This is a genomic window from Methanoplanus limicola DSM 2279 (genome assembly GCF_000243255.1).
In the GTDB taxonomy this organism is placed as follows: Archaea; Halobacteriota; Methanomicrobia; order Methanomicrobiales; family Methanomicrobiaceae; genus Methanoplanus; species Methanoplanus limicola.
On sequence record NZ_CM001436.1, the window covers coordinates 1,364,320 to 1,390,095 of the forward strand.

The 25,776-nt window shown below is 37.8% G+C and carries 28 protein-coding genes; 8 read left to right on the forward strand and 20 right to left on the reverse strand.

Annotated elements, in window-relative coordinates; translation table 11 throughout:
- Positions 1–51: 51 nt before the first annotated feature.
- Positions 52–1,230, forward strand: a complete 1,179-nt coding sequence (locus METLIM_RS06635) for a sensor histidine kinase (RefSeq protein WP_004077179.1) — start codon at positions 52–54, stop codon at positions 1,228–1,230.
- A gap of 9 nt (positions 1,231–1,239) precedes the next feature.
- Positions 1,240–1,620 carry a response regulator gene (locus tag METLIM_RS06640; RefSeq protein WP_004077180.1) on the forward strand — a complete coding sequence of 127 codons (381 nt, stop codon included), beginning with the start codon at positions 1,240–1,242 and terminating at the stop codon, positions 1,618–1,620.
- Between the two features lie 311 nt (positions 1,621–1,931).
- Here METLIM_RS06640 and METLIM_RS06645 read toward each other — a convergent pair whose 3' ends face one another.
- From METLIM_RS06645 to METLIM_RS06665, 5 genes are all read right to left on the reverse strand, one after another.
- Positions 1,932–3,332, reverse strand: coding sequence for a histidine kinase dimerization/phosphoacceptor domain -containing protein (locus tag METLIM_RS06645; protein WP_004077181.1), 1,401 nt, complete (start codon positions 3,330–3,332; stop codon positions 1,932–1,934).
- A gap of 381 nt (positions 3,333–3,713) precedes the next feature.
- Complete coding sequence (locus tag METLIM_RS06650) at positions 3,714–4,097, reverse strand: ArsR/SmtB family transcription factor (protein WP_004077182.1); 384 nt, start codon at positions 4,095–4,097, stop codon at positions 3,714–3,716.
- A gap of 258 nt (positions 4,098–4,355) precedes the next feature.
- Positions 4,356–5,114, reverse strand: coding sequence for an ABC transporter ATP-binding protein (locus tag METLIM_RS06655; protein ID WP_004077183.1), 759 nt, complete (start codon positions 5,112–5,114; stop codon positions 4,356–4,358).
- A complete protein-coding gene (locus tag METLIM_RS06660) occupies positions 5,111–6,181 on the reverse strand; it encodes a FecCD family ABC transporter permease (protein ID WP_004077184.1) in 1,071 nt (356 codons plus the stop codon). Before METLIM_RS06660 ends, METLIM_RS06655 begins: the two co-directional genes overlap by 4 nt.
- Before the next feature lie 41 nt (positions 6,182–6,222).
- Complete coding sequence (locus tag METLIM_RS06665; protein ID WP_004077185.1) at positions 6,223–7,362, reverse strand: iron ABC transporter substrate-binding protein; 1,140 nt, start codon at positions 7,360–7,362, stop codon at positions 6,223–6,225.
- A gap of 264 nt (positions 7,363–7,626) precedes the next feature.
- Between METLIM_RS06665 and METLIM_RS06670 the strand changes: the two genes are divergently transcribed.
- Positions 7,627–7,899: a DUF5320 domain-containing protein gene (locus tag METLIM_RS06670; RefSeq protein WP_004077186.1), complete on the forward strand. Its 273-nt coding sequence runs from the start codon at positions 7,627–7,629 to the stop codon at positions 7,897–7,899.
- Positions 7,900–7,965: 66 nt separating this feature from the next.
- Here METLIM_RS06670 and tsaA read toward each other — a convergent pair whose 3' ends face one another.
- Both tsaA and METLIM_RS06680 read right to left on the reverse strand, forming a co-directional pair.
- The gene (gene tsaA, locus METLIM_RS06675) at positions 7,966–8,400 is read right to left on the reverse strand and encodes a tRNA (N6-threonylcarbamoyladenosine(37)-N6)-methyltransferase TrmO (protein ID WP_004077187.1); all 435 of its coding nucleotides are present in this window, start codon (positions 8,398–8,400) and stop codon (positions 7,966–7,968) included.
- A gap of 99 nt (positions 8,401–8,499) precedes the next feature.
- Positions 8,500–9,117 (reverse strand): FmdE family protein, encoded by a 618-nt coding sequence (locus METLIM_RS06680; protein WP_004077188.1) that lies wholly within the window; start codon positions 9,115–9,117, stop codon positions 8,500–8,502.
- Between the two features lie 162 nt (positions 9,118–9,279).
- Between METLIM_RS06680 and rfbB the strand changes: the two genes are divergently transcribed.
- On the forward strand, positions 9,280–10,272 hold the full coding sequence (rfbB, locus tag METLIM_RS06685) for a dTDP-glucose 4,6-dehydratase (RefSeq protein WP_004077189.1): 993 nt from the start codon (positions 9,280–9,282) through the stop codon (positions 10,270–10,272).
- Positions 10,273–10,339: 67 nt separating this feature from the next.
- Here rfbB and METLIM_RS06690 read toward each other — a convergent pair whose 3' ends face one another.
- The 13 genes from METLIM_RS06690 to METLIM_RS06745 form a co-directional block, all read right to left on the reverse strand.
- A complete protein-coding gene (locus METLIM_RS06690; RefSeq protein WP_004077190.1) occupies positions 10,340–12,604 on the reverse strand; it encodes a hypothetical protein in 2,265 nt (754 codons plus the stop codon).
- An 87-nt stretch (positions 12,605–12,691) separates the two neighbouring features.
- Positions 12,692–13,063, reverse strand: a complete 372-nt coding sequence (locus METLIM_RS06695; protein ID WP_004077191.1) for an EamA family transporter — start codon at positions 13,061–13,063, stop codon at positions 12,692–12,694.
- Between the two features lie 24 nt (positions 13,064–13,087).
- A complete protein-coding gene (locus METLIM_RS06700) occupies positions 13,088–13,414 on the reverse strand; it encodes an EamA family transporter (protein ID WP_048146255.1) in 327 nt (108 codons plus the stop codon).
- 55 nt (positions 13,415–13,469) lie between these two features.
- Positions 13,470–14,447, reverse strand: coding sequence for a glycosyltransferase family 2 protein (locus METLIM_RS06705; RefSeq protein WP_004077193.1), 978 nt, complete (start codon positions 14,445–14,447; stop codon positions 13,470–13,472).
- Between the two features lie 8 nt (positions 14,448–14,455).
- Positions 14,456–15,229 carry a class I SAM-dependent methyltransferase gene (locus METLIM_RS06710; RefSeq protein ID WP_004077194.1) on the reverse strand — a complete coding sequence of 258 codons (774 nt, stop codon included), beginning with the start codon at positions 15,227–15,229 and terminating at the stop codon, positions 14,456–14,458.
- Positions 15,229–16,392: a dTDP-4-amino-4,6-dideoxygalactose transaminase gene (rffA, locus tag METLIM_RS06715; RefSeq protein WP_004077195.1), complete on the reverse strand. Its 1,164-nt coding sequence runs from the start codon at positions 16,390–16,392 to the stop codon at positions 15,229–15,231. Before rffA ends, METLIM_RS06710 begins: the two co-directional genes overlap by 1 nt.
- On the reverse strand, positions 16,376–17,134 hold the full coding sequence (locus tag METLIM_RS06720; RefSeq protein ID WP_004077196.1) for a sugar phosphate nucleotidyltransferase: 759 nt from the start codon (positions 17,132–17,134) through the stop codon (positions 16,376–16,378). Before METLIM_RS06720 ends, rffA begins: the two co-directional genes overlap by 17 nt.
- Entirely contained in the window at positions 17,131–17,856 is a 726-nt protein-coding gene (locus tag METLIM_RS17665) for a class I SAM-dependent methyltransferase (protein WP_004077197.1), read from the reverse strand. Before METLIM_RS17665 ends, METLIM_RS06720 begins: the two co-directional genes overlap by 4 nt.
- A complete protein-coding gene (locus METLIM_RS17670) occupies positions 17,805–18,017 on the reverse strand; it encodes a hypothetical protein (RefSeq protein ID WP_394295887.1) in 213 nt (70 codons plus the stop codon). The genes METLIM_RS17665 and METLIM_RS17670 overlap by 52 nt, the downstream gene beginning before the upstream one ends.
- Before the next feature lie 199 nt (positions 18,018–18,216).
- On the reverse strand, positions 18,217–18,927 hold the full coding sequence (locus tag METLIM_RS06730) for a methyltransferase domain-containing protein (RefSeq protein ID WP_004077198.1): 711 nt from the start codon (positions 18,925–18,927) through the stop codon (positions 18,217–18,219).
- A 69-nt stretch (positions 18,928–18,996) separates the two neighbouring features.
- Positions 18,997–20,121, reverse strand: coding sequence for a glycosyltransferase (locus METLIM_RS06735; RefSeq protein ID WP_004077199.1), 1,125 nt, complete (start codon positions 20,119–20,121; stop codon positions 18,997–18,999).
- A gap of 2 nt (positions 20,122–20,123) precedes the next feature.
- A complete protein-coding gene (locus METLIM_RS06740) occupies positions 20,124–21,635 on the reverse strand; it encodes a glycosyltransferase family 39 protein (protein ID WP_004077200.1) in 1,512 nt (503 codons plus the stop codon).
- Between the two features lie 51 nt (positions 21,636–21,686).
- Positions 21,687–22,058 carry a cupin domain-containing protein gene (locus tag METLIM_RS06745; protein WP_004077201.1) on the reverse strand — a complete coding sequence of 124 codons (372 nt, stop codon included), beginning with the start codon at positions 22,056–22,058 and terminating at the stop codon, positions 21,687–21,689.
- A gap of 72 nt (positions 22,059–22,130) precedes the next feature.
- On the opposite strand from METLIM_RS06745, the gene METLIM_RS06750 reads away from it, so the two are divergent.
- From METLIM_RS06750 to METLIM_RS06765, 4 genes are all read left to right on the forward strand, one after another.
- Positions 22,131–22,616 carry a peptidylprolyl isomerase gene (locus tag METLIM_RS06750; RefSeq protein WP_004077202.1) on the forward strand — a complete coding sequence of 162 codons (486 nt, stop codon included), beginning with the start codon at positions 22,131–22,133 and terminating at the stop codon, positions 22,614–22,616.
- Positions 22,617–22,764: 148 nt separating this feature from the next.
- Positions 22,765–24,258: a DNA-directed DNA polymerase II small subunit gene (locus METLIM_RS06755; protein WP_004077203.1), complete on the forward strand. Its 1,494-nt coding sequence runs from the start codon at positions 22,765–22,767 to the stop codon at positions 24,256–24,258.
- A 296-nt stretch (positions 24,259–24,554) separates the two neighbouring features.
- Positions 24,555–25,058 carry a hypothetical protein gene (locus METLIM_RS06760; protein ID WP_004077204.1) on the forward strand — a complete coding sequence of 168 codons (504 nt, stop codon included), beginning with the start codon at positions 24,555–24,557 and terminating at the stop codon, positions 25,056–25,058.
- Between the two features lies 1 nt (position 25,059).
- Complete coding sequence (locus METLIM_RS06765) at positions 25,060–25,671, forward strand: hypothetical protein (RefSeq protein ID WP_004077205.1); 612 nt, start codon at positions 25,060–25,062, stop codon at positions 25,669–25,671.
- Positions 25,672–25,776 lie beyond the last annotated feature (105 nt).

The following is a 25,776-nucleotide window of genomic DNA, read 5'->3' on the forward strand; positions in this document are numbered from 1 at the left end:
AATAACAATTAAGTATATTGGAGGATTATAATATCATAATCAGGTGTAATTATGTCAAGACAAATTGAAGAGAGTAAGCGGGAACTTTCAAGAGTTATGGAACTCCTGAAGGATGAGCCGAGAGGACTTTCAATAACAGATATTTCAAGACTGCTGAATATGAACCGGAATTCGGTCTCAAAATATCTTAATATGCTTCTCATATCCGGAAAAGTTGATATGAGGAGTATTGGCGTTGCAAAAGTATATTTTCTCTCTCACAGGGTTCCAATCTCTGCGATGCTTGATTATTCCTCCGATGCGATTGTTGTTCTGGATGAGAAGCAGAAGGTTGTCCAGGCCAATGATAATTTCATATCTTTTACCGGATACAACAGGAATGAACTGATAGGTCTGAGAATTCCTGACTCCTCCCTTCCTGTAGTTACAAATCCGACTGTCCTTAAAACAATAAATGACCTTCTCAGGGGAGAAGGCGAAGCAAAAGAGATAGAGTGGGAAGATGAGTCCGGGGATTTTTTCTACCTTGTAAAACTAATACCGACAGTTTTTGATGAGGGTAATCCGGGAGTTACGATCATTCTTGAGGATGTAACTGAGATCAGAAAGGCGCTGCGTGAGAAGGAGCTCCTGATTGATGAGATACATCTAAGGGTCAGGAATAACCTCCAGGTGATCTCCAGCCTTCTTAATATGCAGTCACAGGGCATTGAGGATGAACAGTCAAAGGAGGCATTATCGGAGGCGCAGATGAGGCTATCAGCCCTGGCGCTCGTTCATGAAAACCTTCATTATTCATCAGATCAGCAGCATATCAATGTAGCTGAGTATGTAAAAAGCCTTGCAGAGGATATATCATCCGGAATTAACACTGACTGTTCAGGAATTGATGTTGAGATAAGTGCCGATATGGACCTTGGGATTGATCTCTCCATACCGTTTGGGATGATGGTCAATGAACTTCTGACAAACTCTTTCAGGCATGCCTTTCCGGATAAGAAAAGCGGCAGAATAACAGTCACGCTTAAGAAGGCTGCACCATCAGTTTATACATTGACTTTTGAAGATAACGGAACAGGTTTCCCGGAAGATTTCGACAGGAAGAATATTACATCTCTTGGTCTGTCTCTGGTTAAAAATATTGCAGAGAGGCAGCTTTCAGGGTCAATGGATATCATCACCGGAAAAGGAACCAGAATAATAATTAATTTCGCAGAGGAGAATAACTGAGGGGCAATTATGAAGGAATTCTCGATTTTGATTGTTGAGGACGATGCTATAATATCAATGGATATAGAGCAGAGAGTTCAGAAGCTTGGCCATAAGGTTGTCGGGGTGGTTGATCGTGCAGAGAAGGCTTTTCGTGCAATAATTGAAAAAAAGCCGGATCTCATTCTGATGGATATCAATCTCAAGGGCGGGATGGACGGAATATCCATTGCCGACAGGCTGTACAAGGATATGGGTACAAGGGTAATATATATTACAGCATATTCTGATGAGGGTATGAAGGAAAGGGCCGATAAGACGAATCCTTTGGGTTATATTGTCAAACCAATCCGTGAAAATGAACTTAACAGGGTTCTGGCAGCCGCGGAATCTGAACTGTCGGAAAGTTAGCAGATATATAATCGGTGTGGATTTATCCGGAATTTATCCATGATCTGGCGTTTACTCTGCGTTGTGTGCCATAAATAAAATACATTAAATGCTTATCTTTCATAAGCTTAAATCAGGTTTAAAAAAAAGTCATTTAAGACTTTTTGTATGTAATGGAGGTGTAATGGTTTTTCCTGATTTCTGCACCGGAACTTTTCCGGTGTTATACTACATAATTGGTTTGAGCCTATATATAAGATGGAAATGCCCTGAATCATATGGTATAACCGGATGGTTATCCATATGATTTTTTCACATGCAGTTGCCGTATTCTAACTGACAGGAAATTTCATTTTAATCATGTAATTCTGTTCATCTCCGTTTACAGGTTCTATGCTGAATTCACCTTCAAGCTGTGCAGTAATTATATTTTTTACAAGTTCAATGCCAAGGGATCTCTCCGACTTCCCGGAGATGATCTCCTGAATTTCACTCTCTTCCGGGCAGCTGCCGCTGTCACTATATATTATTTCGGCAAAATTCCGGTCACATATAACTGATATTGTTATCCGGCCTTTCTCTGTACTTTTAAATGATTTTTTTGCTGAATATATAAGCAGTTCATTTATGGCAATACTGAGCGGTAATCCTGTTTCAACCGTAAATGTACATTTTTCAGCATTTATCAGGTGTTCAATATTTTTTTCCGGAGCATAATTCTGAATTGTCTGCCGGAATAATTTTTCAAAGTGCGGACCGGCTTCAATGCGGGAGTAATTGTCAGATTCATATACACTCTCGTGTACCATGGCCATTGAAAATATTCTGCTCTCTGCCTCTTTCAGTGCAGATGCTGATTCGTTCTCCTCCTCTTCTGAAATTTGCATTCTAAGAAGGCTTTTGATGATCTGTAGATTGTTCTTTACCCTGTGGTGCATCTCTGAGAGCATAAGATTCTTTTCTTTCAGGGAATTCTGCATTAATGAGAGCATATTTTTTGAATCTGTAATATCAATCAGGAGCAGAATTATCTGGTCCATGAAAAATGAAGGGAGCATAATGAGGTGGAAATACCTGTTTAGGGATTCTATGTAGATATCAGTCTCAGAACTTGTCTTCCATCTTCTGACAATTCTTAATCTTTCAGGGCAGAGTCTGCATATTTCAGGTATGCTTCTGCATATATCCTCTTCAATATCTCTGTCAGAACCTGGTTTTTGCCGCATAAAAGTTTCTTTAAAAATTCCATTGGTTTTTATTACTCTAAAACCGGGTTCTTCTTTATTTTCATCGATTATCGCAACCGGAAATTTAACGCTCTCAAAAATATCGTTAAATATCCTCTTCATCTTTGATAAGCCAACTCCGGAGTTGTAAAGTGGTGTAATATCGGATATTGTATGGAGTAATATTTCATTTTTTGGGCCGGCTGTGCTCTTACTGATTTCGTAGGCCCTCTTATCCAGTATGATATATTCGCTGTTTCCGGATTTTTCCGGAATAAAATCTTCAATATTTATTTCTCCTTTATTTCCGGTTTTATTTCTGCTGAATAACTCAGTAATATTTTCCCCGCAGAGGTAGCTGTTTTCATCACCAAAAGTTTTTAAAGCCTCTTTGTTTGCCCAGATGATGGTGCCCCCTTTATCAGTTGCAATCAGGGAGAAGGTAATACTGTCCAGTATTTCAGAGCAGTATTTTACAGAAAAATTGTCATTGTTTATTTTTGTCATATTTTATTACCTAACTCCTTTTTCCTGAAATGCGGGCAGACTTACATTATTGAGTATAGTTCATTCATTAATTTAAAAATCTTCCTCTTAAATAATAATTTTTATCACCGGGTGTAAAAGAGATATTTTGTGTTAAAGGGATTATTTAGGCCGTTTATTTGATTTAAAGTGGGATTTATGTATTATTTAATGTGGGTTATATTTTAACAGATAAAACGGGATGTCTCCCTGTGAAAGGGTTGTCAGTAATTTGCCGGTAATATGCGAAGAACAGATCCGGATATCTTAATTAAACTCGCAGGAAGCTGCATTCGAAAGCGTGGCGTAGTTAACTCAGAGTTTATCCTGCTGGAAATAAATTATGTCTGATATTATATGCTGCTATATGGATGTTTCTGATATTTTAAGAGTGGATAGTTTATCCATAAATATCTCGCCTTTTTCTGTCAGTCTGTAAATTATCCAGGTGCCTTCTGCTTCACCTCTGATAAGCCCTGAGTTCTGAAGTATTTTAAGGTGGTATGAAAGTTTTGAATCCGGAATTTCAAGTGCCTGTTTGATGATGCAGACGCATAATTTATGAATATTCAACATTTCAAGAATTGTCATTCTGATTGGGTCTGATGCTGCTGAAAAAAGCCCGCTCATCTCCAGTATCTCATCTTTTTCGGGTATTGCATCTATAAGACCTTTTATCCCGCCGCAATCACACAGGTTTTTTTCAATACTGCATGGAAGGTTTTTGTCAAGTCCAAAGTTGTCCAACTTATATCACCCTTAAGGACAGAAAATTAATTCCGGAGTCCTATACAGTTTTTAGAACTGTTTATATTTAACAGGATTTCTTATGACTTTCTTCGCTGATTATGTTCCCTGAAAAATAGTTCTTAATGGACAGATATTCTGCGGATTTTTTTCTATATTGTGTGGTAAAATAAATGCCTGACAGATATCCTGAGGATTTTATCTATATTGTGTGGTAAAATAAATGCCTGACAGATGAGGCAGGCTGTGAAGGTCTTTTCAGTCAGCTATCGGAACTACAACAGATCCGCCTGTAACACTCTCAACTGCCACACTGACGCCATATACAGCCCTGATGTTTTCAGGATTGATGATCTCTGATCCTCCGGCGGCAAATACCCTGTTGTCTTTCAGCATGAGAAAGCGGTCTGAGAACCTCAGGGCGGTGTTTATATCATGCAGGGTCATGACTGCTGAGACATTATGCCCCTTTACAACCTCACATATTATTTTAAGGATCTCCTGTTGGTTTCTGAGATCAAGGCTGCTTGTCGGTTCATCGAGAAGCAGAAGTTTTGGTTCCTGTACTATAGAGCGGGCAATTGATATCTTCTGGAGTTCTCCGCCGCTCATCTGGTCGATGTAACGCATTGCAAGGTCCTCCATCTTCAGTCTTTTTATCACGGCATCGACAATCCTGATGTCTTTTTCAGATGTGCTCCAGACAATGTGAGGCCTTCTTCCGAGAAGAATGGCATCATATGCTGTCAGCCGTCCTTTTTCGCAATGCTGGGGGACATATCCCACCTTTTTTGCAACTTCCGGCAGGCTGAGTTTCATGATGTCCTGATCTTCAACCATGATAGAGCCTGCCCTCGGATTGTGTATCCTGTTTATACACTTCAGGAGGGTTGTTTTGCCTACACCGTTTGGCCCGAGAATTGTGAGGATTTCATTGGGCCTGACTGAGAATGAGATCTCATTTAAGACTTCCCTGCTTTTGTAGTTAAATTCAACTCCGTTAATATCAAGAATCAATTTGCATGCCCCCTTATAAGCAGATAGATGAATACCGGTGCTCCCATGAATGCCGTGAGGATCGCAACCGGAAGTATGTGCGGTGCAAGAATAAGCCTTGCTGCTGTATCGGATGCCAGCAGGAGTATTGCTCCGCATACGAGAGTTCCCGGAATAAGGAATCTGTGATCGTCTCCGATAATTCTCCTTGTGATATGCGGGCAGACGAGTCCGACAAATCCGATAACTCCGAGGAATGATACGATTACGGCTGAGAGGAAGGACGATATGACCATTCCAACGAGTCTTAGCCTCTCAACATTTACTCCAAGGCCTTTTGCAGTCTCGTCTCCGGCATCAATTGCATTGTAATTCCACATATTCATGATGAAGTAAGCTGAGCAGATTATTGTCAGAATACCCATAAATATGAGTTCACTCCAGTCTGCCCTGCCGACATCACCGAATGTCCAGAATACGACTGCCGCGAGCTGCACGTCATCTGCAAAGTACTGAAGAAACATCGTCCCGGCAGTGAAGAGAGATCCTATAGCGACACCGGCAAGGACCATTACTTCGGGTGAAGCACCACGGATTTTAGAGATTAAGAGTATAATTCCGGTTGCGATCATTGCAAAGATGAATGCAACTATGGTTGTGATGTACGGGTTGTTTAAGACTACGGCGTTCACTCCGGAACTCTGCATAGTTCCGGTACCAAGAATTATTACAGAGAATGCGGCGCCAAATGCTGCTGCATGGGATATTCCGAGTGTGAACGGGGAGCCGAGTGGATTTCTGAGTATGGACTGCATTGCAACACCCGCAACCGCAAGTCCTGCTCCGGCGACGATTCCGGCAAGCGCTTGGGGCAGTCTTATGTTCCAGATTATTGTCTGCCACTTTGATGATGACGTTACCCCGAGAAGTGTTTCAAGTACATCAAAGGGCGGTATTCCGACTGCACCGACTGATATTGAATATATGAGTAGTATAAAGAGCAGAACTATTCCTGCAATTATAATTGATATTTTCCTGCCTGTGTATTTTTTGTATTCTTCCGGAATTTCTCCGCCGTTAAGATGCATAATCTGTCCTGAACTGTAAAGGTGGTTTTTTTACCGGAAAATTACTTCATTTCCAGTTTTTTAAAGACTTTATTGTCAAATTCACTTTTCATCTGATCAAATACCGGTTCTCCTATGAGATAGGTATAGATTTCATCTGCTTTTGTCACGGGATCAATGTCGCTGAATTTATCCGGGTAAAGAATTTTTCCTGTAAAATAAGCATCAGCAATTTCACTTCCATGGTTTATGGAATACCAGTTGTATGGTAAGACACCGTATACTTCTCCGGATTTGACCGCATTTAGTTGTTGATATGATGGATCTTCCTTTAATTCAGTTATTGCATTTGGATCAGTCTGAAGAGTTGAGAGGTCAACAAATATAATTTCAGGATCCCATTCAATTATCTTCTCCTTTGCAACATCAGCATGTTCTGTACCCATACCTTCTGCAACATTGAGTGCATTTATGAATGCAAACGGTGGATAGGTTGGTTCGGTTGACTGGAATCCGTGTGGACCGTGATAGGCTATTCCACCAACGTAGGTTGTCTTTTTCTCTTCGTCAGGAATATTTTCAGTTCTCTTCTGAAGGTCTCCTGTCATCTCATCAAAGAATGTTATAACATCTTCTGCTCTTTCATCCTGCCCCATAACTTTTCCCATGATTCTCAGGGTTTTATCCATGTCTTCCCTGTAAACTCCGAGTGTTCCATAGTTGAGGGCTACGACAGGTACTCCTGTCTTTGTTGAAAGTTCATCTGCATCACCTGCGGAGGTTAAAAAGGTCTTAAAGATGACCTGCGGGTCTGCGGCAACTATCTTTTCAGGATCGTCATTGCCTCTGAATTCCCCTATTAACGGATATTCCTTAAACTGTGGGTTTGCAAGTGAGTATGGTCTTGCATCAAACATTGTTTCCTTTATCTCAATGTCATCCACACCGACAATTTTATCCTGCGCCTGAAGGTATGTCAGATATCTTAAGCATCCCGGTCCTGAGCAGACAACCCTTTCAGGGTTTTTTGGAACAGTTACTTCTCTTCCAAGAGAGTCTGTAACTTTAATGGTCTCAGTTACTGATGTTTCATCTGTATTTTGTGTATTTACTGAAGCATTTCCGGTGCATCCGCATGTAAATGCCAGTATTAATCCTGCAAGAATTATCAGGACTGTAGCCGGTTTTAAAATTTTTTTCATAAATTACGCGTACCTCAACAATAATAGATCTTATTCAATGTAGTTAATAAGAATTTCTAAAAATGTATGAATTATTCAATACTATTTTAATTTTTTAATAATGATTTACATCACTATTTTACTGTGGTCTGATTATTTCCCGGAAGTGTCCTCCCCGGTATTAATTGTGTTAATGCGGTGGGTCTGTGTTGAAATTTGCAGCAAGGGATACCTTAATGTATTTTTGCGCATATGAGTAATATATACAAACGAGGTGAAAGAAAAATGCCAGGATTTGACAGAACAGGACCTCAGGGAAGAGGGCCGATGACAGGAAGAGGAATGGGACAGTGCCGGTCTGAAAATATTTCAGGTGCGACCGCTCAGGCTGACACAGAAGGAGAAACAGCTAATATTGGTGTTATCAGAACTCCTGGCAATGTTCCTCCGGCAGGAAACATTGTATATGGTGCTGGCCGTGGTGGTGTTCCACGTGGTTGCGGAATGGGATTTTGCGGCGGACGTGGAGGAAGAGGCAGGGGAAGAGGGAGATTCTGAATAGGATCTCCTTATTTCTCAGAAATAGTGATTATATTTGAATTTTAAATTATTTTTGTTTCAAAATTATTTTATCTCCAGCCCCTTTGATTCTTTAATGCAGTCTATGGAAGGTACGTAGGGCTTTATATCTATTACCGGGGTATTGTCAAGAGCGTCAAGTCCGGATACTTTTATGATTCCGTTCTCAACGGAAATTATACGGGCTATATCAAATCCAATCGGGTTTGGACGGTGGGGTGACCTTATGGTGAATACTGGCCTTGGAGCCTTTGCACCCGGAGGTGTGCCTGAGAGGAGTTTTCTGTCTGCTTTATCAAACCACAGGAGGACAATCAGGTGTGTGATACCTTCAAATGTTCCGAGTCCCTCCCTGAACTCCTCAAAGATCTCTATCTCCATCTCTTCGTCCGGTTTTAATGCGCCCTGTCTTGGTGCATCTCCATGGATTTTGTATGGCGATTTTACTATCCCTATCGGGACTGTTTCATAGGTTTCCATATCTGCCGCCTGTGTGTCTGGTTAATATTTAATCCGGAAAACCGGATTTTTGGTTATTATTTCCTATCCTGGCTCCGGGTTTTGATATCTATATTTTTGTTATCTGTTTATGCCAAGGTATTCATTATAGCATGGTATGCAGACAATTTTTCCGTCCTGAACTCTGGCCCTTGATTCTGATACTGTCTCACCGCATGAACTGCATTCAACCGAGCTGAATATCCTTGCCCTCTCGGGAATATCCGGTTTAACATGCTTTACCTCAAATATCTCCTCTGCCGGTGATGTAAGGTAGATGTCAATCAGTTTCAGTCTTGCTCTGTCAAATGCTGCTTTTTCTTCAGGTGTTGCGGTTCCGGCAAAGACATTTGCCCTTGCTTTCATCGCTTTGGGATCGATCTTATCCATTGATGACGTATCTTTCAGGACGATTCTCACTGCATCGCTGCTGTCTCTTAAGATAAATGTATAGACCTGTTTGCCGTAATCCCTGAATATGAGATTTCCCTTTCCCATTGTACATCCGGTGATATACTGCACTCCGTCAACGCTGCATGCATCATTTTCTGCAATACAGACAAGTTCTTCGTCCTCTGATCTGCCGGAGAGGAGTTCTTTCATTGCGATCTCTGATGCGCGGTAGCCTATTGCAAGGCCGGGGCAGTTGTGGCCGTGGAATTTTATTGCTTCTTCGTATGGTTTTATTGTGATTTCCATAACAGATATTTTAGTTTTTTATTACTAAATATTATGATTGTTTTACTTTTTTTCAAGGATAGTTTGGATATTTCAATTTGTAACGGTAAAATTAACTGGATAGTTTAGATTGGTGGCATAATGTATACAAATATTTAATTCGTATAAATTCGACATAATTTCATGCAGTATGAGGAAAAAACTCTTTTAGTAACCGGGGGTGCGGGTTTTATTGGATCTAATTTTATTCATTATTTAATGAGTATGGATCAAAATATAAATATAATTAATATTGATGCTCTAACATATGCAGCAAATTTGGAAAATATATCCTGTTTTAATGATTCAAAGAATTACTCATTTTTTAAATCTAGCATTTGTGATAAAAAAGGTGTATCTGATGTTATTGAGAAGTTCTCTCCTGATATTATAGTTAATTTTGCAGCAGAATCTCATGTTGATCGTAGTATAACTGATCCGGACATATTTTTAACAACAAATGTTCTGGGCACTCATAATTTATTGAATGCGGCAGAAAGACATGGAATAGATAAATTTATTCAAATATCAACGGACGAAGTTTATGGAACACTGGGTGATATGGGATATTTTACTGAAGGATCACAACTCTCCCCCAGTAGCCCATATTCGGCCAGTAAAGCTGCAGCGGACATGGTTGTTCTGTCATATTTTAAAACATATGATTTACCTGTGAATATTACAAGATGTTCTAATAATTATGGGCCATATCAACATACGGAAAAATTAATTCCACTGGTTATTTCAAAATGTTTGAAAAAAGAGGCTATACCAGTTTATGGAGATGGGCTTAATATACGTGATTGGTTATATGTAGATGATCACTGTTCTGCAATTTGTAATGTTATAAATAATGGTAAAATAGGAGATGTTTACAATATTGGTGCAAATAATGAGATTAGAAATATTGATCTAGTAAGAAAAATTATTTCATGCCTGAATGATAAATTGCCCTCATTAAATTTATCTTATGATTTAATCAGATACGTATCTGACAGAAAAGGACATGACAGAAGGTATGCTATAGATTCAACAAAGATAAGAAATGATTTAGGTTGGAAACCAACGGTAAATTTTGATGAAGGTCTTAATAGGACAGTTGATTGGTATCTTAAGTTTTTTAATATCAGTATCTAAGTTTCTAAAATTTTTCCGGTTTTTTTTGTCGAAGATCAGAGTAAGATGTGTGTAAATAAATAATAGATTATAATTTATTTAAATAATCATCAACATTTTTTCTTCTGAATATCAGTAATATTAAAGATATAATTCCTATTATACTGACAATAATTCCAAATTTAACATCATTTGGGTCAAATTTAAATTCAACTATTTTTGTGTCAGAATTTAGTATGCTTGCAACCATATTTCCCGTTGGAGCAGCATCCTGGCCATTAACTTTCCAGCCATCATAATATGCTGTTTTTAGGATCGCAACATCTCCACTCTTAAAATCACCTTCAATAATTATTTTGTCAGGTGAGAATGTTGTAGTTTTAGAAGATATTATATTGTCTCCCCGAATAACAAATGCATTTGGTAAAACCTCTTCCGGTTTGTATACGGATATATTTTCTATTTTAAATGTGTAATCATGAATATTTTGATTGCCATTGTCTAAATATGCGGTGTCTATGATGTAATCTGCTGTGTAGTACGTTACATTCCCAATGTTTATTCCTGCTGGCAAAGACGACTTTAGTACATATGGATAATGCCCTCTGACGGTATGGATACCGTTTTTCATTAGTATGTAGTTGAAATCCTGATGATAGTATTCCCATCCATTCGTGTATGCCCATATTTGAGAATTATCAGAACCCATTTCTATTATTTTTTCTGCAATCTCATTTGCAGGACTATTTTCAAGATTGGGATTCATCTCGACTATTTTATTTGCAGGTGAAATATAGGTTAATGTAGTCATTGAAATGACTAAGAAGGAAATAAGTAATATTGCAATGTATTGATTCTTAAGTCCTAAATTCAAATTATTTTTGTTTATATAAGTTAATGTGATTATAGTTATTAGTGTGATGACTATGAATACTGGAATAATATCTAATATCATTCCGGAATTAAAGATAATTAAAATTATTAGATTTATTGTTAAAGTGGATATCAGATAATATTTTAATACTTTTTCTGATACTTTCTCTAAGTAGAGTAATGCAATAAATATTATAACTAACAATAAACTGATTACTGATGTAGCATTGGGAACTGTCTGATATGGTAATTCAAGTAATTTAATTAAAATTAATCCACCTATTATGAGTTTCAGGTTAAATTTTTGTTCTTTTGAGAGTTTAAGCTTTGAAATGTCTTTTGGCAGATTATATAATATTTTGATGCCATAAATTGCGATTACTAAAATTAAAGGTAGTAATGCCCCAAATATCCTCCCCGGACACCGCAAATTATCTAGTACAGGTAAATAATGTATGGCCCACAGGAGATTATTTCCACCATCTGCCCAGACTAAAGAGAAGAAAACTGCAATTATTGAAGGGACTGCAATCTCTTTTTTTCCGAATACTAAACCAATTATTGCAAAGATTATGCATACAATTCCAATTAAAGCACAACTTTCTGGAAACCAGAAAGCTGAGTTAACATCAATTGGCGTACCAAGTATTAGTGAGGCAAAATTATTTTCTAATGAACCTCCTCCCTCTAAAACATTGATATTGTCAATACGAATAACATTTTCTGAAAAATTTATTGAAGGTATTACTTTAATACCCATAATTAGTGTGCTTAATAGTGTTGGTATAAGTAGTACTGATATATATTTAATTATTTTTTTGGTTGTTATAATATAATATAGGATGAAGATTGCTATGAGTAAATATGTTAAGATTAAGGAGTAGACGTTTCCCATTGCTAAGAGGAGACAATTGAGTAATGTAATAATTATATAATTTTTAATTGTATTCTCTTTTAAGTACAGTATTTTGGCGAAATAATAATATATCAGGGGTATCCAGGCATAGGCAAATACAAAGAATATATGACCTGCGAATACTCTGGATAACATAAGACCTGAAAAAACATATATCAAAGAAGTCAGTAGTGTTATCTCCTTATTTTTTGTAATTAATGTGCTAAGATTGTACATTGCAAAATATGCAATTATGATATGGAGAATAACAACAATATTTACCGCATAAATGTTGTTGAAAATAAAATAAATTGGGAATGATAACGGATACAACCGGTCTGACATTATGTTTGAGATCTCGGGCATTCCGGATAGCCATAAATTATTCCACAGGGATAATGGGTTACTGGCTAAAAAAACACTTGGTTCATAAACCGATAGAATATCTTTGTAATCACCAATAAGTAAATAGTTGTTAAGTATTATATAATTAAATGCAATTAATATAATTATTATTGGGAAAAATAGATATAGTATGTTCCCATATTTTTCTTTTAACTGTTTAATATGGTGATTTATGTTCATGCAATATATTGTGATGAATATTACATAAATACTTTTCAGATTAACGACACAGAGGGTAAATCTATTAATGACTGATCCAAGTGTAAACTAAATCGAATAAAGTACTGGTAAATCTGAATTAAAGACAAATATACCAAGAATAATTATAATTACCGCTAAAATCATTCTGGAATTAACTTTTTCTTTTAAAAAAACAGCTGAAAAAATTAATATTATTACAAAATTTAAACTTGAAAATGCATAAAAAAATTTTAAATCCATTGTTCTGAGTGCCAGTACTGAGCATACAGTTACAAGGATAAAAATCACATAAGCAATTAAAACCGGTAAATTTAAGTAATCTCCAATAATTCCGTTTATTTTTTTTCCATGTTTTGTAGCCCATTTTAAAATCGTTTGGGATATTCCGGTTAGGAGTACTGCACAAACAGCAAATAGTATATCTATGTTTATTAACATTTTATTTCCTCCTATTTTTTAGAATTAACCCTTGAAATCTGTCTGTTTTTTTAATTCACCTGATATTATTACAATACCAATAGATATCAGTATAAGTCCTATGATATTTCCTATAGTAATACCTTCCGCGAAAAGAACTGCTGAAGCAATAAGGATAATAAAATTAAATAGGCTCATAAAAGGATATGCGAATGAGAGAGGGAAATGTTTCAGCGCCTGTTGCCAGACAATTGCCTGTAGGAACATACAAAACAGGGATAACAAGTAAAATGAATTTGTCAGTATATTTAATGGGAATAAATATTCTGGTGATATGGTCTTTGCTGCATATTTTCCTGATATACCGGCCATTGCCTGAAATATAATGGCCAGTGTAATATATATTTGATCTTTCATCTGTATGGGGTTATAAATGAATTTCGTCAATAGCATACTGCTGACCATATGATACTTCAGTGAGTATTCGCCTGAGATACTCTCCTACAATACCAAGTGAAAGTAGTGTCATTCCTCCTAAAAAGGTGACTGCAACCATGAGAGAATTCCATCCTATAATTCCATATGAGGAATCTGTTAATGATTTTATTATTATCATAGAACCATAACTAAGGCTTAAGAAACTGACTAAGGATCCAATTATTGCAATAATGGTTAGAGGAAGTGATGAATAATTTATAATTAAATTTAATGAATATTTGAAATATTTTATGATAGTATAATTTGAATTTCCTGCTTTTCTTTCATTATGTAACACTTTAACATTTGCAATTTTATTAACCGGAGCTGATTTAGCCATTAAGCCAAGAATAAAAGGGTATGATGATTTAATTTTTATCATATTCTTAACAACATTACTATGGTATATGGCAAAAGATGACAAGAAGATGTCATCCGGTAATAATAGTATTTCATGTATAATCTTCTGGAATTTCCGGCTTAAAAAATCCCTGAGAAGATTTTCATTCTTAGATTTGTATTTTCCATAAACTACTAAGTATCCTTCCTTAATTTTTTCAATCAGTTTCAGTATTTCTTCTGGAGGATGTTGTAAGTCATCATCAATTGTAATTACATATTTTCCGTTACAGTGATTGAAACCACATAATGTTGCATTATGCTGGCCAAAATTTTTTATTAAATGGATTATTTTAATATTATTATCTTTTTTATGAAGCTCTTTCATTCTTTCCCAGCAATTATCATTGCTGCAATCATCTACCATTATTATTTCATATGCCGAGTTTAGTTTTTTAAAGACTAATTTTATTTCTTCTATAAGTTCATTTAATGTTTGACTGGAGTTATATACCGGGATTACTATAGAGTATTCTATAAGATCTCCTGATTCATTATTTGGTGCGATTCTTTCATTAAATTCTTCCATAAATTATCCTATTTTAATTTTAGTACAAATAATCTTTGAATTCCATAATCACCGAAATTGGGTAGGAATGATGCTAGTCTATTAATTTCAGATAGAGGATCTAATTTATTTTTATTATTTATTTTTTTAACCCATGGATGAATTACTCTTGACATTATGTAGTATGAACTTGAAAAATCACTGTCTAACTCTACAGAGAAGTTATCATATAAATAACTGATCACTTTTTTGTTGAGGTAATTATTATGCCAGGGTTGTTCAAGTTTTTCCAGATCAAATTCTGTTCTGAGTCTGTTTAGATTTTCCCAATTTTCTTCCACAGCTTCAGACAGTATTATTTTACCGTCCTTTTTTAATATCTCTTTAATATTTTCCAGAGCAAGAACTTGATCTTCTGGACTTTTTAAATTGATTAATACTCTTTTTATTAATACAATATCAAATTGTTTTTCTGGATAACTGGATAGATCGAGTATGTTCCCGACAGAGAATGAGATCTGTTCTTTTTTTTCGAATTTTTTTAGATTTTCTTTCGCGACCTGAATAAGGTCTTCCGAATAGTCTATACCGTTAATTTGTATATCATTAAATCGGTTTATCAGTTCAAAAGTACAAAATCCATTATTGCATCCAAAATCACAGATTTCTTCAGTACCTGTAATATTTTTTGAAATTTCATCAATTTCTTTTTTAACCATGAAATAATCTCCCCAGGATGCTTTGTATGAATCCTTTAATTCAGCAAGAGAATTCCAGTGGTTTTGAATATCTTGATATTCCATTATGATCTAAGGTTTAAGTTCAGAATATTTAATAATTGATTAGTTATGTATTCTACCTCCCCAAGTTGAAGAGAGGGATACATTGGCAACCTCAACAACCTTCCACTTAGATTTTCAGTTATAGGGAGATCATTCTTTTTATAGCCATAATTCTGTCCCATGGGTGCAGAATGAAGTGGTATATAATGAAATACTGCGAATATTCCTGCTTCTTTCAATTTATGCATAGCCATATCTCTGATCTCTTCATTCCTGAAGAGTACATAGAACATGTGGGCATTATGTTGGGAATATTCTGGAATGATTGGCAGTCGGATTACTCCTTTATCTTCAAAAGGTTTTAGTGCATTATAATATGTATTCCATACCAATAGCCGTTTTTCCTGAATTTCGTCAATATTTTCTACCTGTGCATATAGAAAAGCAGCTAAAATATCACTTATCAGGAAACTTGACCCGATGTTTACCCATGTATACTTATCCACTTCACCACGGAAAAATTTGCTTCGGTCCGTTCCTTTTTCTCTTAGTATCTCAGCATATTCAATTACTCTTTCGTCCTCTGTATTAATTGTAAGAGCACCTCCCTCTCCACATACATAATTTTTTGTTTCATGAAAACTGTAACAGCCAAAATCTCCGACTGTTCCTAAATATTTTCCCTTATATTTCGCATTAACGCCCTGTGCCGCATCTTCAACAACCCTGAGATTATGATTATTGGCAATATTCATTATTTCATCCATCTGGCATGAAACTCCTCCATAATGAACCGGACAAATAGCTCTGGTTTTTTTTGTTATTTTCTTTATAATATCCTTGGGGTCAATATTCAGGGTTTCTTCTGAAATATCTGCAAAAACAGGTTTTCCACCTGCTAAAATAACTGCATTTGCGGTCGAGGAAAAGGTGTATGAAGGAAGGATAACTTCATCGCCGGGTTTTAGATTAAGCAGGTGAAATGCAAGTTCAAGGGCACTTGTTCCTGAAGTTGTTAAAAGAACTTTTCGTGCATGGAATTCTGTCTCAAAGAATTGCTGTACTAATTTTGTGTATTTACCATCTCCACTTATGTGCCCTCCGGATTGAGATGATCTGATAGCATCTTCAATATAGTTAAGTTCATTTCCTGTTAGATATGGGCGATTAAATGGTATTTTCATTGTTTTTCTCTGTAAATATATTATTTTTTACTTCAAGAAGGAGGGAATTTGCATACTGGAGTGACTCAAAAGTTCCTGCATCGGTCCATCCGCCATTAACTACCCCGTATTGTAGTTTTCCGCGAGCAATATATTCATTATTTACAGAACTTATTTCTAATTCACCACGTGTTGATGGTTTGATTGTTCTGATTATGCTAAAGACATCTGAATCATACATATACACCCCAATAACTGCATAATCACTCTCCGGCTTTGATGGTTTTTCTTCAATTTTAATAATCATCTTTTTCTGTTCGTCGAGGGCAGCAACACCATAGCGTTCAGGATCTCCAACTTTTTTAATTAGTACGTATGCGCCGGATTCTTTTTTCAGGTATTCATCTACGTGTGATTTTATACTGTGAGTGAGAATGTTGTCGCCTAAGATTACTGTAATTCTTCCTCCATTTGAAAATCCCTCCGCAAGAGCAAGTGCATGTGCAATGCCTCCTGCGGATTCCTGTACTTTAAAGGTGAAACTACATCCGAATTCGGCTCCACTTCCAAGTAGCTGAACAATATCCCCCATATGTTCTTTGCTTGTAATTACGAGTATGTCTTTTATTTCTGCTGAAATCAACTGCCTTATAGGATTGAAAATCATCGGTTCTCTTCCAACCGGCAGCAGGTGCTTGTTTGTTACCTTTGTTAACGGGGCTAGGCGTGTACCTGTGCCACCTGCAAGTATTATTCCTTTCAAGATATTTCCTCTTTAATTGCTATGCATAGCAGACTACTTCCGAATGGCAGATTAATGTATCTTAGAAGTGGTACTTCCATTCTGAAAATCCAGTAAAAAATCCAGTTAAGGATTGGATTAATTTGTAACTCCATAATATTTTCTTTGACCGCTTTTTTGTGCGTAGAATTTTTGTTCATACAAATTCTTGATGCAAAAATTATGGGGAAAAGAAATGTCATAAAATAACTGATTTTTATTATTTTGAATCCTGCCTTTTCCATTTTTTCTCTTATTTCATCAGCAGAATATCTTCTTTTATGTCCAGCACCGGAATCTGCATCAGACCATAATTTTTTGCATGCTGGAACGGTTAGAAATACCTTCCCTTTTTTCTTTAATCCAAGATATATATTTTGAATTGCTGTGGTGTCATCATCGATATGTTCCAGAACGTCGAATGCGCAGTATGCATCAAATTCCTCTTTGAATACAGGTTCACATAAATTAAATTCCCAGTATTTATATCCTGAGTTTCTTATCTGGCAGTATTTTAAACCTTCTGAAAATAGTTCTCCACAATTGGTAATATATCCAATCTCTTTAAGGTATTTTGATACGAATCCAGTACCGGAACCAACTTCTATGATATTTGAATTAACAGGAACATGCTTTAATAGCGTTTCGCCTATTATATAATTTCTGACCCTGAACCAGAAATTTTTACTTTCAGCGCTATACAGACGGTCGAATTTTTCTTTCGGGAAGAAAAATTCTTCATCTTTTTTTCAGAAGTCAGTGAATAAATATCATTATTCAGGGTGTATTTTTGGTTACATTTCGGGCATATGAAATCCCTGCCTATAATTTCCATACTGTGATGACATTTACTACAAATTATCAATATTTGCCCTCCTGATTAATAACAGTTAAATAATAGCTGAATTTTTGTTTGATCTGTTTATTGCAGTTATATTCCCTATAAAACAATACACTGTTACATTCATCATCTGTGAACCCGCAGGCTCATGGGTGACTTTTTTGATTTTACAATTTTGATTTTACAATCTGGTTGCTTTTATATTGTGCCACATTTTAATGCATCATGTTTTTTTCATTCCAATATAGTAAAATGAACTTGCAATATTGTTTGACATTGGATGATTTATTAACAAAATATCTAAGAACTTCAATGGCCACAATATGAGTGTGAATAATATAAACAATGCTTTATACAGTGGTAGTATTCTAAACGATAATAGCAATGCAAGCCATTCTGTTAATATCCACACCAGTCCTGATGTTGGTCCTCCAAATACATTTACTTCCTGTTCGGAGAATTTATTGTGCAGATTTTTTATTCCGGATATTGTCCATCTTTTATAGTCATGCGGACTTGCGTGGTATCCTGCAATAAATGGTAATGCAGTATATATGTACCCGCCAGGTTTAAGTAAGCGGTAAAATTCATCCATTACAAGTTCTGGATTGTTGATATGTTCAAGGCTAACCACATTAATTATTCCATCAACCGATTCATTTTTTAATGGAAGTTTCTTTGCATTGGCGATGAGATCAACATTGGTGTAATCAGAGATATCTATATTTATAATATTATCATGCAGTCTAAAAGGTCCGGAACCAATATTTACAATGATATTTTCTTTTGGGTCAAGATATCTGAATATTTTTTGATAGGATGATTTTTTGAAGTAAAAAACAGGAGATATCACTTCTATAAGAAATTTATAAAGTCTCGGCTTTTTTTTGACTTTGAATTTTATGGAGTCCAGCCAATCAGAATTTTGAACCATAATTTGTATGAAAAGTTTGATTTTTGACTGATAAATATGTTACCTGTTTTTTTAGTCACATTCTATTTTTCACATATCAGCATGCCACGTAATATGCCTGTTAACAATAAAATTCCACAAAAATGCTACAAAAATACCAATAATATTAGACACCATATAGTAAATCCCGAAGAACTCTGTCAGACTCATCAGCACGGCGAAGTTAATAACCAGCCCACCAACCGAAACTACCTGAAAGGATGCAAACCTCTTCCATACTGATTTTATCCTGTGATTTGCACTTCCTTTTCCACCAAACGTCCACCTGTCGTTTAAGATAAAATTTGTAATTATTGATGTTTCTATTGCAATAAGGGCTGATATGAGATAATAAAGCCCGATATATTCAGTAAATGTGTATAGAATTGCAGAATTTACAACAATCCCGGATGCACCTACAATTCCGAATTTAATTATCTTTTTCCATTCTTTCCATGTTGCAGTATCGTGATTGAAAAGGGCAAAAGTGCCTATGTCCACACACTGTTTAATATAATCCAGCATTGTGCTGAGCTTAAGCTTACTTTCACCAACTTCTCTGTCCTTAAATGTAAACGGAATCTCCTTTGCCCTCTCCCATCTCCCTTTACCAAGTACTTCCATCAGGATTTTATACCCGCGTGGTTTCAGCCCGGCATTCCGGACAACATCCTTCTTTATGGCAAAAAAACCGCTCACAGGGTCGGTTATCTCCGGAAACAGCATCCTCCCGAAGAATGTCGCACCGAGTGATATTATCCGGCGCTTTAACGGCCAGTTGGAGATGTCCCCTCCCTTCATATACCTGCTGCCTATTGCAACATCGTACCCGCCTTCTTTAATGGCCCGGTAAAATTCCGGGATGAGATCCGGCGGGTGTGAAAAATCGGCATCAATGACCTGGATAATATCTGACGAGGCCTCATCAAAGCCCTCAGCAACGGACTGTGAAAGGCCGTGGTCTTCATGCCTGACAATTATTCTGAGCCTTTCAAACTCACTTTTTAATTCTTCGACCTTCTGAATTGTCCCGTCCTTTGAGTCATCATCAACTACAAGAATCTCTCCGTTAATTCCGACATTGTCAAGAACCTCAAAATTTTTCCGGATTATATTTTCAATATTTGTAAATTCATTAAAAGTGGGGATTATTATTGTTATATCTGAATTATTCATATTTACCCTGTCTTTGATTTGAAGATGTAGATGTTTGTATGCTGACCCATAAGTTCAGCGTTATTATCAAGCCACTCTATGGCGTCGCCATTTGGATTTGCAGCAAAGATATCTCCTGTCAGAACATAATATGTCGTCTTCCCGCCTGCTTCATCGCTGATTTTCTTAAGGGTTTCAGAGTCTGATGCCAATTTTTCAATTGTATTGTCATCAGTACTGCTATAATAATAATTAAGGGGTTGTCTCATATATCCGGGCATTACAACGATATAATCTCCGTCTTCTGTAATATCACTCAGCTTCCCGGAAAATCCACGCCAGTCATTCTTTGTAAATCCGGAATAATACCCTGCAAGCATTGGTATGTTTATCAGCAGTGCAAATACAACCGCAACTGCGGCCACCTTTTTCCACTCAATGTTTCTCGGGACAAAACCGGTGACTCCGGCAATTGCCACCAGTAAAAAAGGCATAACAAATATCAGGTACCTCGGAGACATCGGGATTTTTGCTGACAGAATCATGCTGACAATAAACGGGATAAATATAGAGAGAATAAGGAGGAGAGCATAGCTTTTATTCTGTGTGTATATCCTGTAAATACCTCCTACTGCAAGCAGAAGCAGAATTACGGTTATGAATAAATTCCCTCCGAGAATCATATTGAATGAATCGGTTATCACCGACATCCCGCTAAGTCCCCATGTAGGAGCTGATGCAGTCCTCTTAAAGAAGAGGCCTACTGTTACCATTATCAGGGGAAGTGATACAATAATAAAAGCGATTACTGACGTTGCAATCGGGATAATCCTCTTTTTGTCAGCCAGTATATCTTTTCCCTTTACAATCAGTGCATGAAGAACAATCAGCCCCACACCGATAAATACATAGAAATGAGTCCAGAACGCCAGTGCGGAAAATACTCCAAAGAGCAGCCACCACTTCATCTCATCCGTATTTATCGCCCACAGGTAGAAGAGAATTGCAAGCGAGAAGAAGAAGAGCATTGTTGTGTATGCCCTTGCATCCTGTGAATAAAATATATGGAATGATGAGAAGGTCATCAGTGCAGCAGCGAAAATTCCGCCCGTCTTTCCGGTGAAAACTTTACCTATAAGGTATATGACCGGCACTGTAAAGGCACCGAATAATGCCGGCAGGAACCTCAGGACAAATTCACTGTCCCCAAATGCGAGCATAAAATGCTCCATATAATAGAACAGAGGAGGATTAAATTCTCCTGAGGCTGTAGACTCCCATATTCCTGAGAGGCTCTGTGTTGCGAAAGTAAGTGTTGATGCCTCATCAAGCCACAGTGAGTTGAATCCCAGGTTAAAGAAGCGAAGCACAAATGCAACAATGACCAGACCTATAAGAACCTGTGTCATCATATCGGTCTTAACCGAATTAATTAATCCTTCAGCAGATAAATCCGGAATTATCTTCCCTGTTTCCGGAGCATTATCATTCTTTACTTCTTCACCTTTCTTTTTCCTGCCTGGTTTCTTCCCCATTTATATCAACAATATCTTTGATCTATTTAATAAAAAGACATTTGCTATAAATCAGGTGATAATTTCCTCGTCCTTTCCCTTCCATTCCGGATCAGCAACTGCAAGAAATATAAGATCAGAGCCTGTGGTATTCTCAATATACTGAACAGCTCCCGGCGGGATATAGACTGCCTGTCCGGGAAATACCTCTTTACTTTCCCCGTCAATGTGCATCATTCCCTTCCCTGAAAGGATATAATAGACCTCACTTGATTCCTTTAGCCTGTGCGGAACTGTCTTTTCGCATGCCGGCACAACTGCATGCGCAATACTGTATCCAATCCTTAGATCAAAGTCCTCATTTTTCCGGTGGAGAAGCTCGCACAATATACATCCATCGGCTGAACGGAAATATTCCTCTTCCTTAATATCCTTTATATACATTGAGAAGATTTTGTTTCCTGAACTGATCAATTTTTGTTTTGTAAGTTCAAATATTAAGGCAGGAGTTAAAATATGTCAAAGAAAGTAAAATTCGAGACAAACCATGGTGAGATCATCATCACACTCTATGATGACATGCCTGTCACAACCGGAAATTTTGAAAAGCTTGTATCCGAAGGATTCTATGACGGAATAATATTTCACAGGGTCATAAACGGATTCATGATCCAGGCAGGATGCCCAAGGGGCACAGGTACCGGCGGTCCGGGTTACAACATCAAAGACGAGTTTGTAAAAGGGCACTCCAATGTAAAAGGCACTCTTGCAATGGCAAATACAGGACAGCCAAATACAGGCGGAAGCCAGTTCTTCATCAATCTTGTAAACAACAACTATCTTGACTGGGACAACACCTCCACACCATATAAGCACCCGGTATTCGGAGAGGTCTCAGAAGGTATGGATGTAGTCAATAAAATAGCCAAACTTCCGACTGACAGAGGCGACAAGCCAAAGAAAGAAGCCAAAATAATCAAAGCAACCCTCATTGAGGAATAATCAGGCTTTTAAAAAATTAAATTTTTTTGCACTTTTGCGGTTATATCTGTTTAAATGGATAATTATCTGGCATTGTGCCTTTTATTACTGCTGTAATGATTTCATCCGTCAATGGTATCTTAAATAAAATCAAATTACTTATGAAGAAATGAACAGCATCACCACAGCAATAATTACGAGATTTCTGGAGGCAGGGCTTCAGGTACATCCTGAGGTGGTTGTATATCTTCAGCAGTCAGGTGATGTCACACTAATTGACGGGATAATATCAAATGTACCTGAAAATGCACCTGTTGCACTTCCCTGTCATATCCCGGGATACAGCCAGGAGGGATTTGAACCCGTAAGGCCGCGTTTAAAGGAATCGGGCGCTCCGGAAAATCTGCCTCCTGTAAAGGCAGAAAGGGACGGTACACGCTTTACAACACCGGGCAATGTTGATATTGTCAGGGGAATAGGTGTTGAGGAGAAAGGCGGAGTTGACTACACCGATTTCACATATTATTTCAGAAACCGGTATGACAAACTCTCTAAATTTCTAAGGGGGAGGGGTGACCCGATGCCTATATCTGCCCTTACACAGACCGGGAGATATCAGCAGCAGGATGTCGCGGTTATTGGTATGGTCGTCGAACTGAGAAATACTGCCAAGGGTCACAGAATGGCAGTAATAGAAGATCCGACTGACAAAATCAATGTACTCTTCAACAACAAAAGAGATTCCTTTGAAGAGGCTGAAAAACTGATTCCCGATGAGGTCATACTTGTTAAGGGGAAATTATCAAGTGACGGCAATCTCTTCTTTGCCGATTCACTGCACAGACCTGATATTCCGCTTAAAAACGCACCTTTTAAGAGTGAAACTTCCGGAAAGGCTGTTTTAATATCTGATGTCCATGTGGGAAGCGATACATTTCTTAAAAAGGAGTGGGAGCGCTTTTCAGACTGGCTCTATGAATTTGATGCCCGTTATCTTCTGATCGCGGGTGATGTTGTGGACGGCATCGGTATCTATCCCGGACAGGAGAAGGAACTTACCATACAGAGCATTGACGGGCAGTATGAGGCGTTTGGAAAGATGCTCAAGAAACTTCCAAAGGACATACAGATAATCCTCTCTCCCGGAAACCACGATGCAATAAGAGGTTCTGAGCCTCAGCCGGGTCTTCCTGAACGCTTCTCAAAGCATTTCTCCGAGAATGTCACACTAGTTAAGAATCCGGCCTTTGTCAGGCTTCAGGGTGTGGGAGTTCTTATGTACCACGGAAGAAGCTATGATGATTTAATCTCCATGATTCCGGGTGCTTCATACACAAAACCGGAGGAGATGATGGTTGAGATGCTTAAGAGGCGCCATCTTGCATGCACCTATGGTATGAGGACGCCGATTCTTGCCGCAAAAGAGGATGAGCTTGTAATAGATCCTATCCCCGAAATCCTGCATACCGGGCATGTGCATATCTGCGGTGCTGTAAACTATCGCGGGGTATTATGCATAAATTCCGGCACATGGCAGTCTCAGACATCTTTTCAGAAGCAGATGAATATTCAGCCGACCCCTGCAAGGGCGGTTGTTGTTGATCTGGAGACGCTTGAACCTAAGATATATGATTTCACAGGCAATGTCCCTGTTATGGAATAAATATAGGGGCTGTTGCCCTATTTGGGAGTTTTAGCGCATTTTACCGGGTAATGTCCCTGTATTGTGGCTTTTTTGTCCTCTCACTGTGGATGTATGGCCCTCTTATTAAGTCCGGATAAATACAGCCATAAACCGTATGCAGGTTTATGGTTCTGGCAGTTATTTACTCAGAATAACTGTTATTCGTGATGAAACTGCCTGACCCTGAATATTACCTGGTTTTACCCTTGTCCTGCTTAAATATCTGTATTTTGCAGATATAATTTAAATACCGGCAAAACACTATTCAGGTTATAATGAATGAGAAAAACCTGAAGATAATTCTTGCCGCATTTCCGGTTGTGATAATTATTATCGCAGTAATTATTCCGCTCTACACAACCGGGTGGGACGTTGAACAGGCACTTTACGGCACGGACCCGGCAGCCGTAATAGAATCGTTTGAGATGAAGGGGAAGGATATGAGCAGCGGATATTTCACCCCTCAGGATTATGTTCTCTCTGATGACAAAAGCACCCTGACTCTCACAGGAATTATGAAAAATCCTTATTCTGAAGACCTGATCGTAACAGAACTCGGATACAGCATCATAATCGGTGGTGAAACTGCGGAACTGAAACTTACCCGCAGTGCGGCAATCCCGGCATCCGGCACAAGCGAGGTTGTACTCTCCGCCCCGGTGAGTGATAGCCAGTTGAGTGCCCTTTCCTCCGGCGAAAAGGTTGCATATGGCGACAGTCCGCTCTCGGATATGGCAATTGATATGTCCGGAATAAAAGTAGTATCAGGGGGTAAGTGAAATGACGGATGAATACGTAAATCCGGTAACACAGGGGACTGAGTCTTCACAGAGTGCTGATAAAAATTCCGGCTTTAACTATCCGGGAATCATTGCCGGAATTCTGATGATAATACTGCCTTTTACAGGGGCGTGGTGGCAGCTGACCTTTGGTGAGGATGCCCTGTATATCGCTGCCTCTCCGTTCACACTAACTGTGTACTCATTTGGAGACGCGATTATATCTCCTCTGATCACCTCTCTGACGATGGCGCTTACGGGGATCACGATATTATTCGGAATAATTCTTATTTTAGGGTCAGTATTTGCCAATATGCCGGAGAAGAAGAATATATCCGAAATACTTGTTAATTCAGGTTCTCTGAAGGCTGTATTTGTTGTTCTGGTCTTTTTTGTTGCAGTAATAACAGCAGGAATAATCTTCTCGCAGTACTTTTCATTATACGGCTTTTCCGGAAGTTTTCCCGTTCTGTCAGGATATTCTGATATGATAATGAATTCCGGCGGATTTTCGGTGATAATTCCTGTAAAATCAGAATTGTCACCGGCACTGATTTTTGCTGTTATAGCGGCGGCTGCCGGTCTTGCATCCCGTTTTTACGGGAAGAAATAATCTTTTTTATTTCGGCGGCTTCTCTTTTTTCTGACAGGGCTTTGGCAGCAGGGTATATTTTATATATTTTTGTGTCTTTTATTTGTGGTAATGTGTGGTGAATGT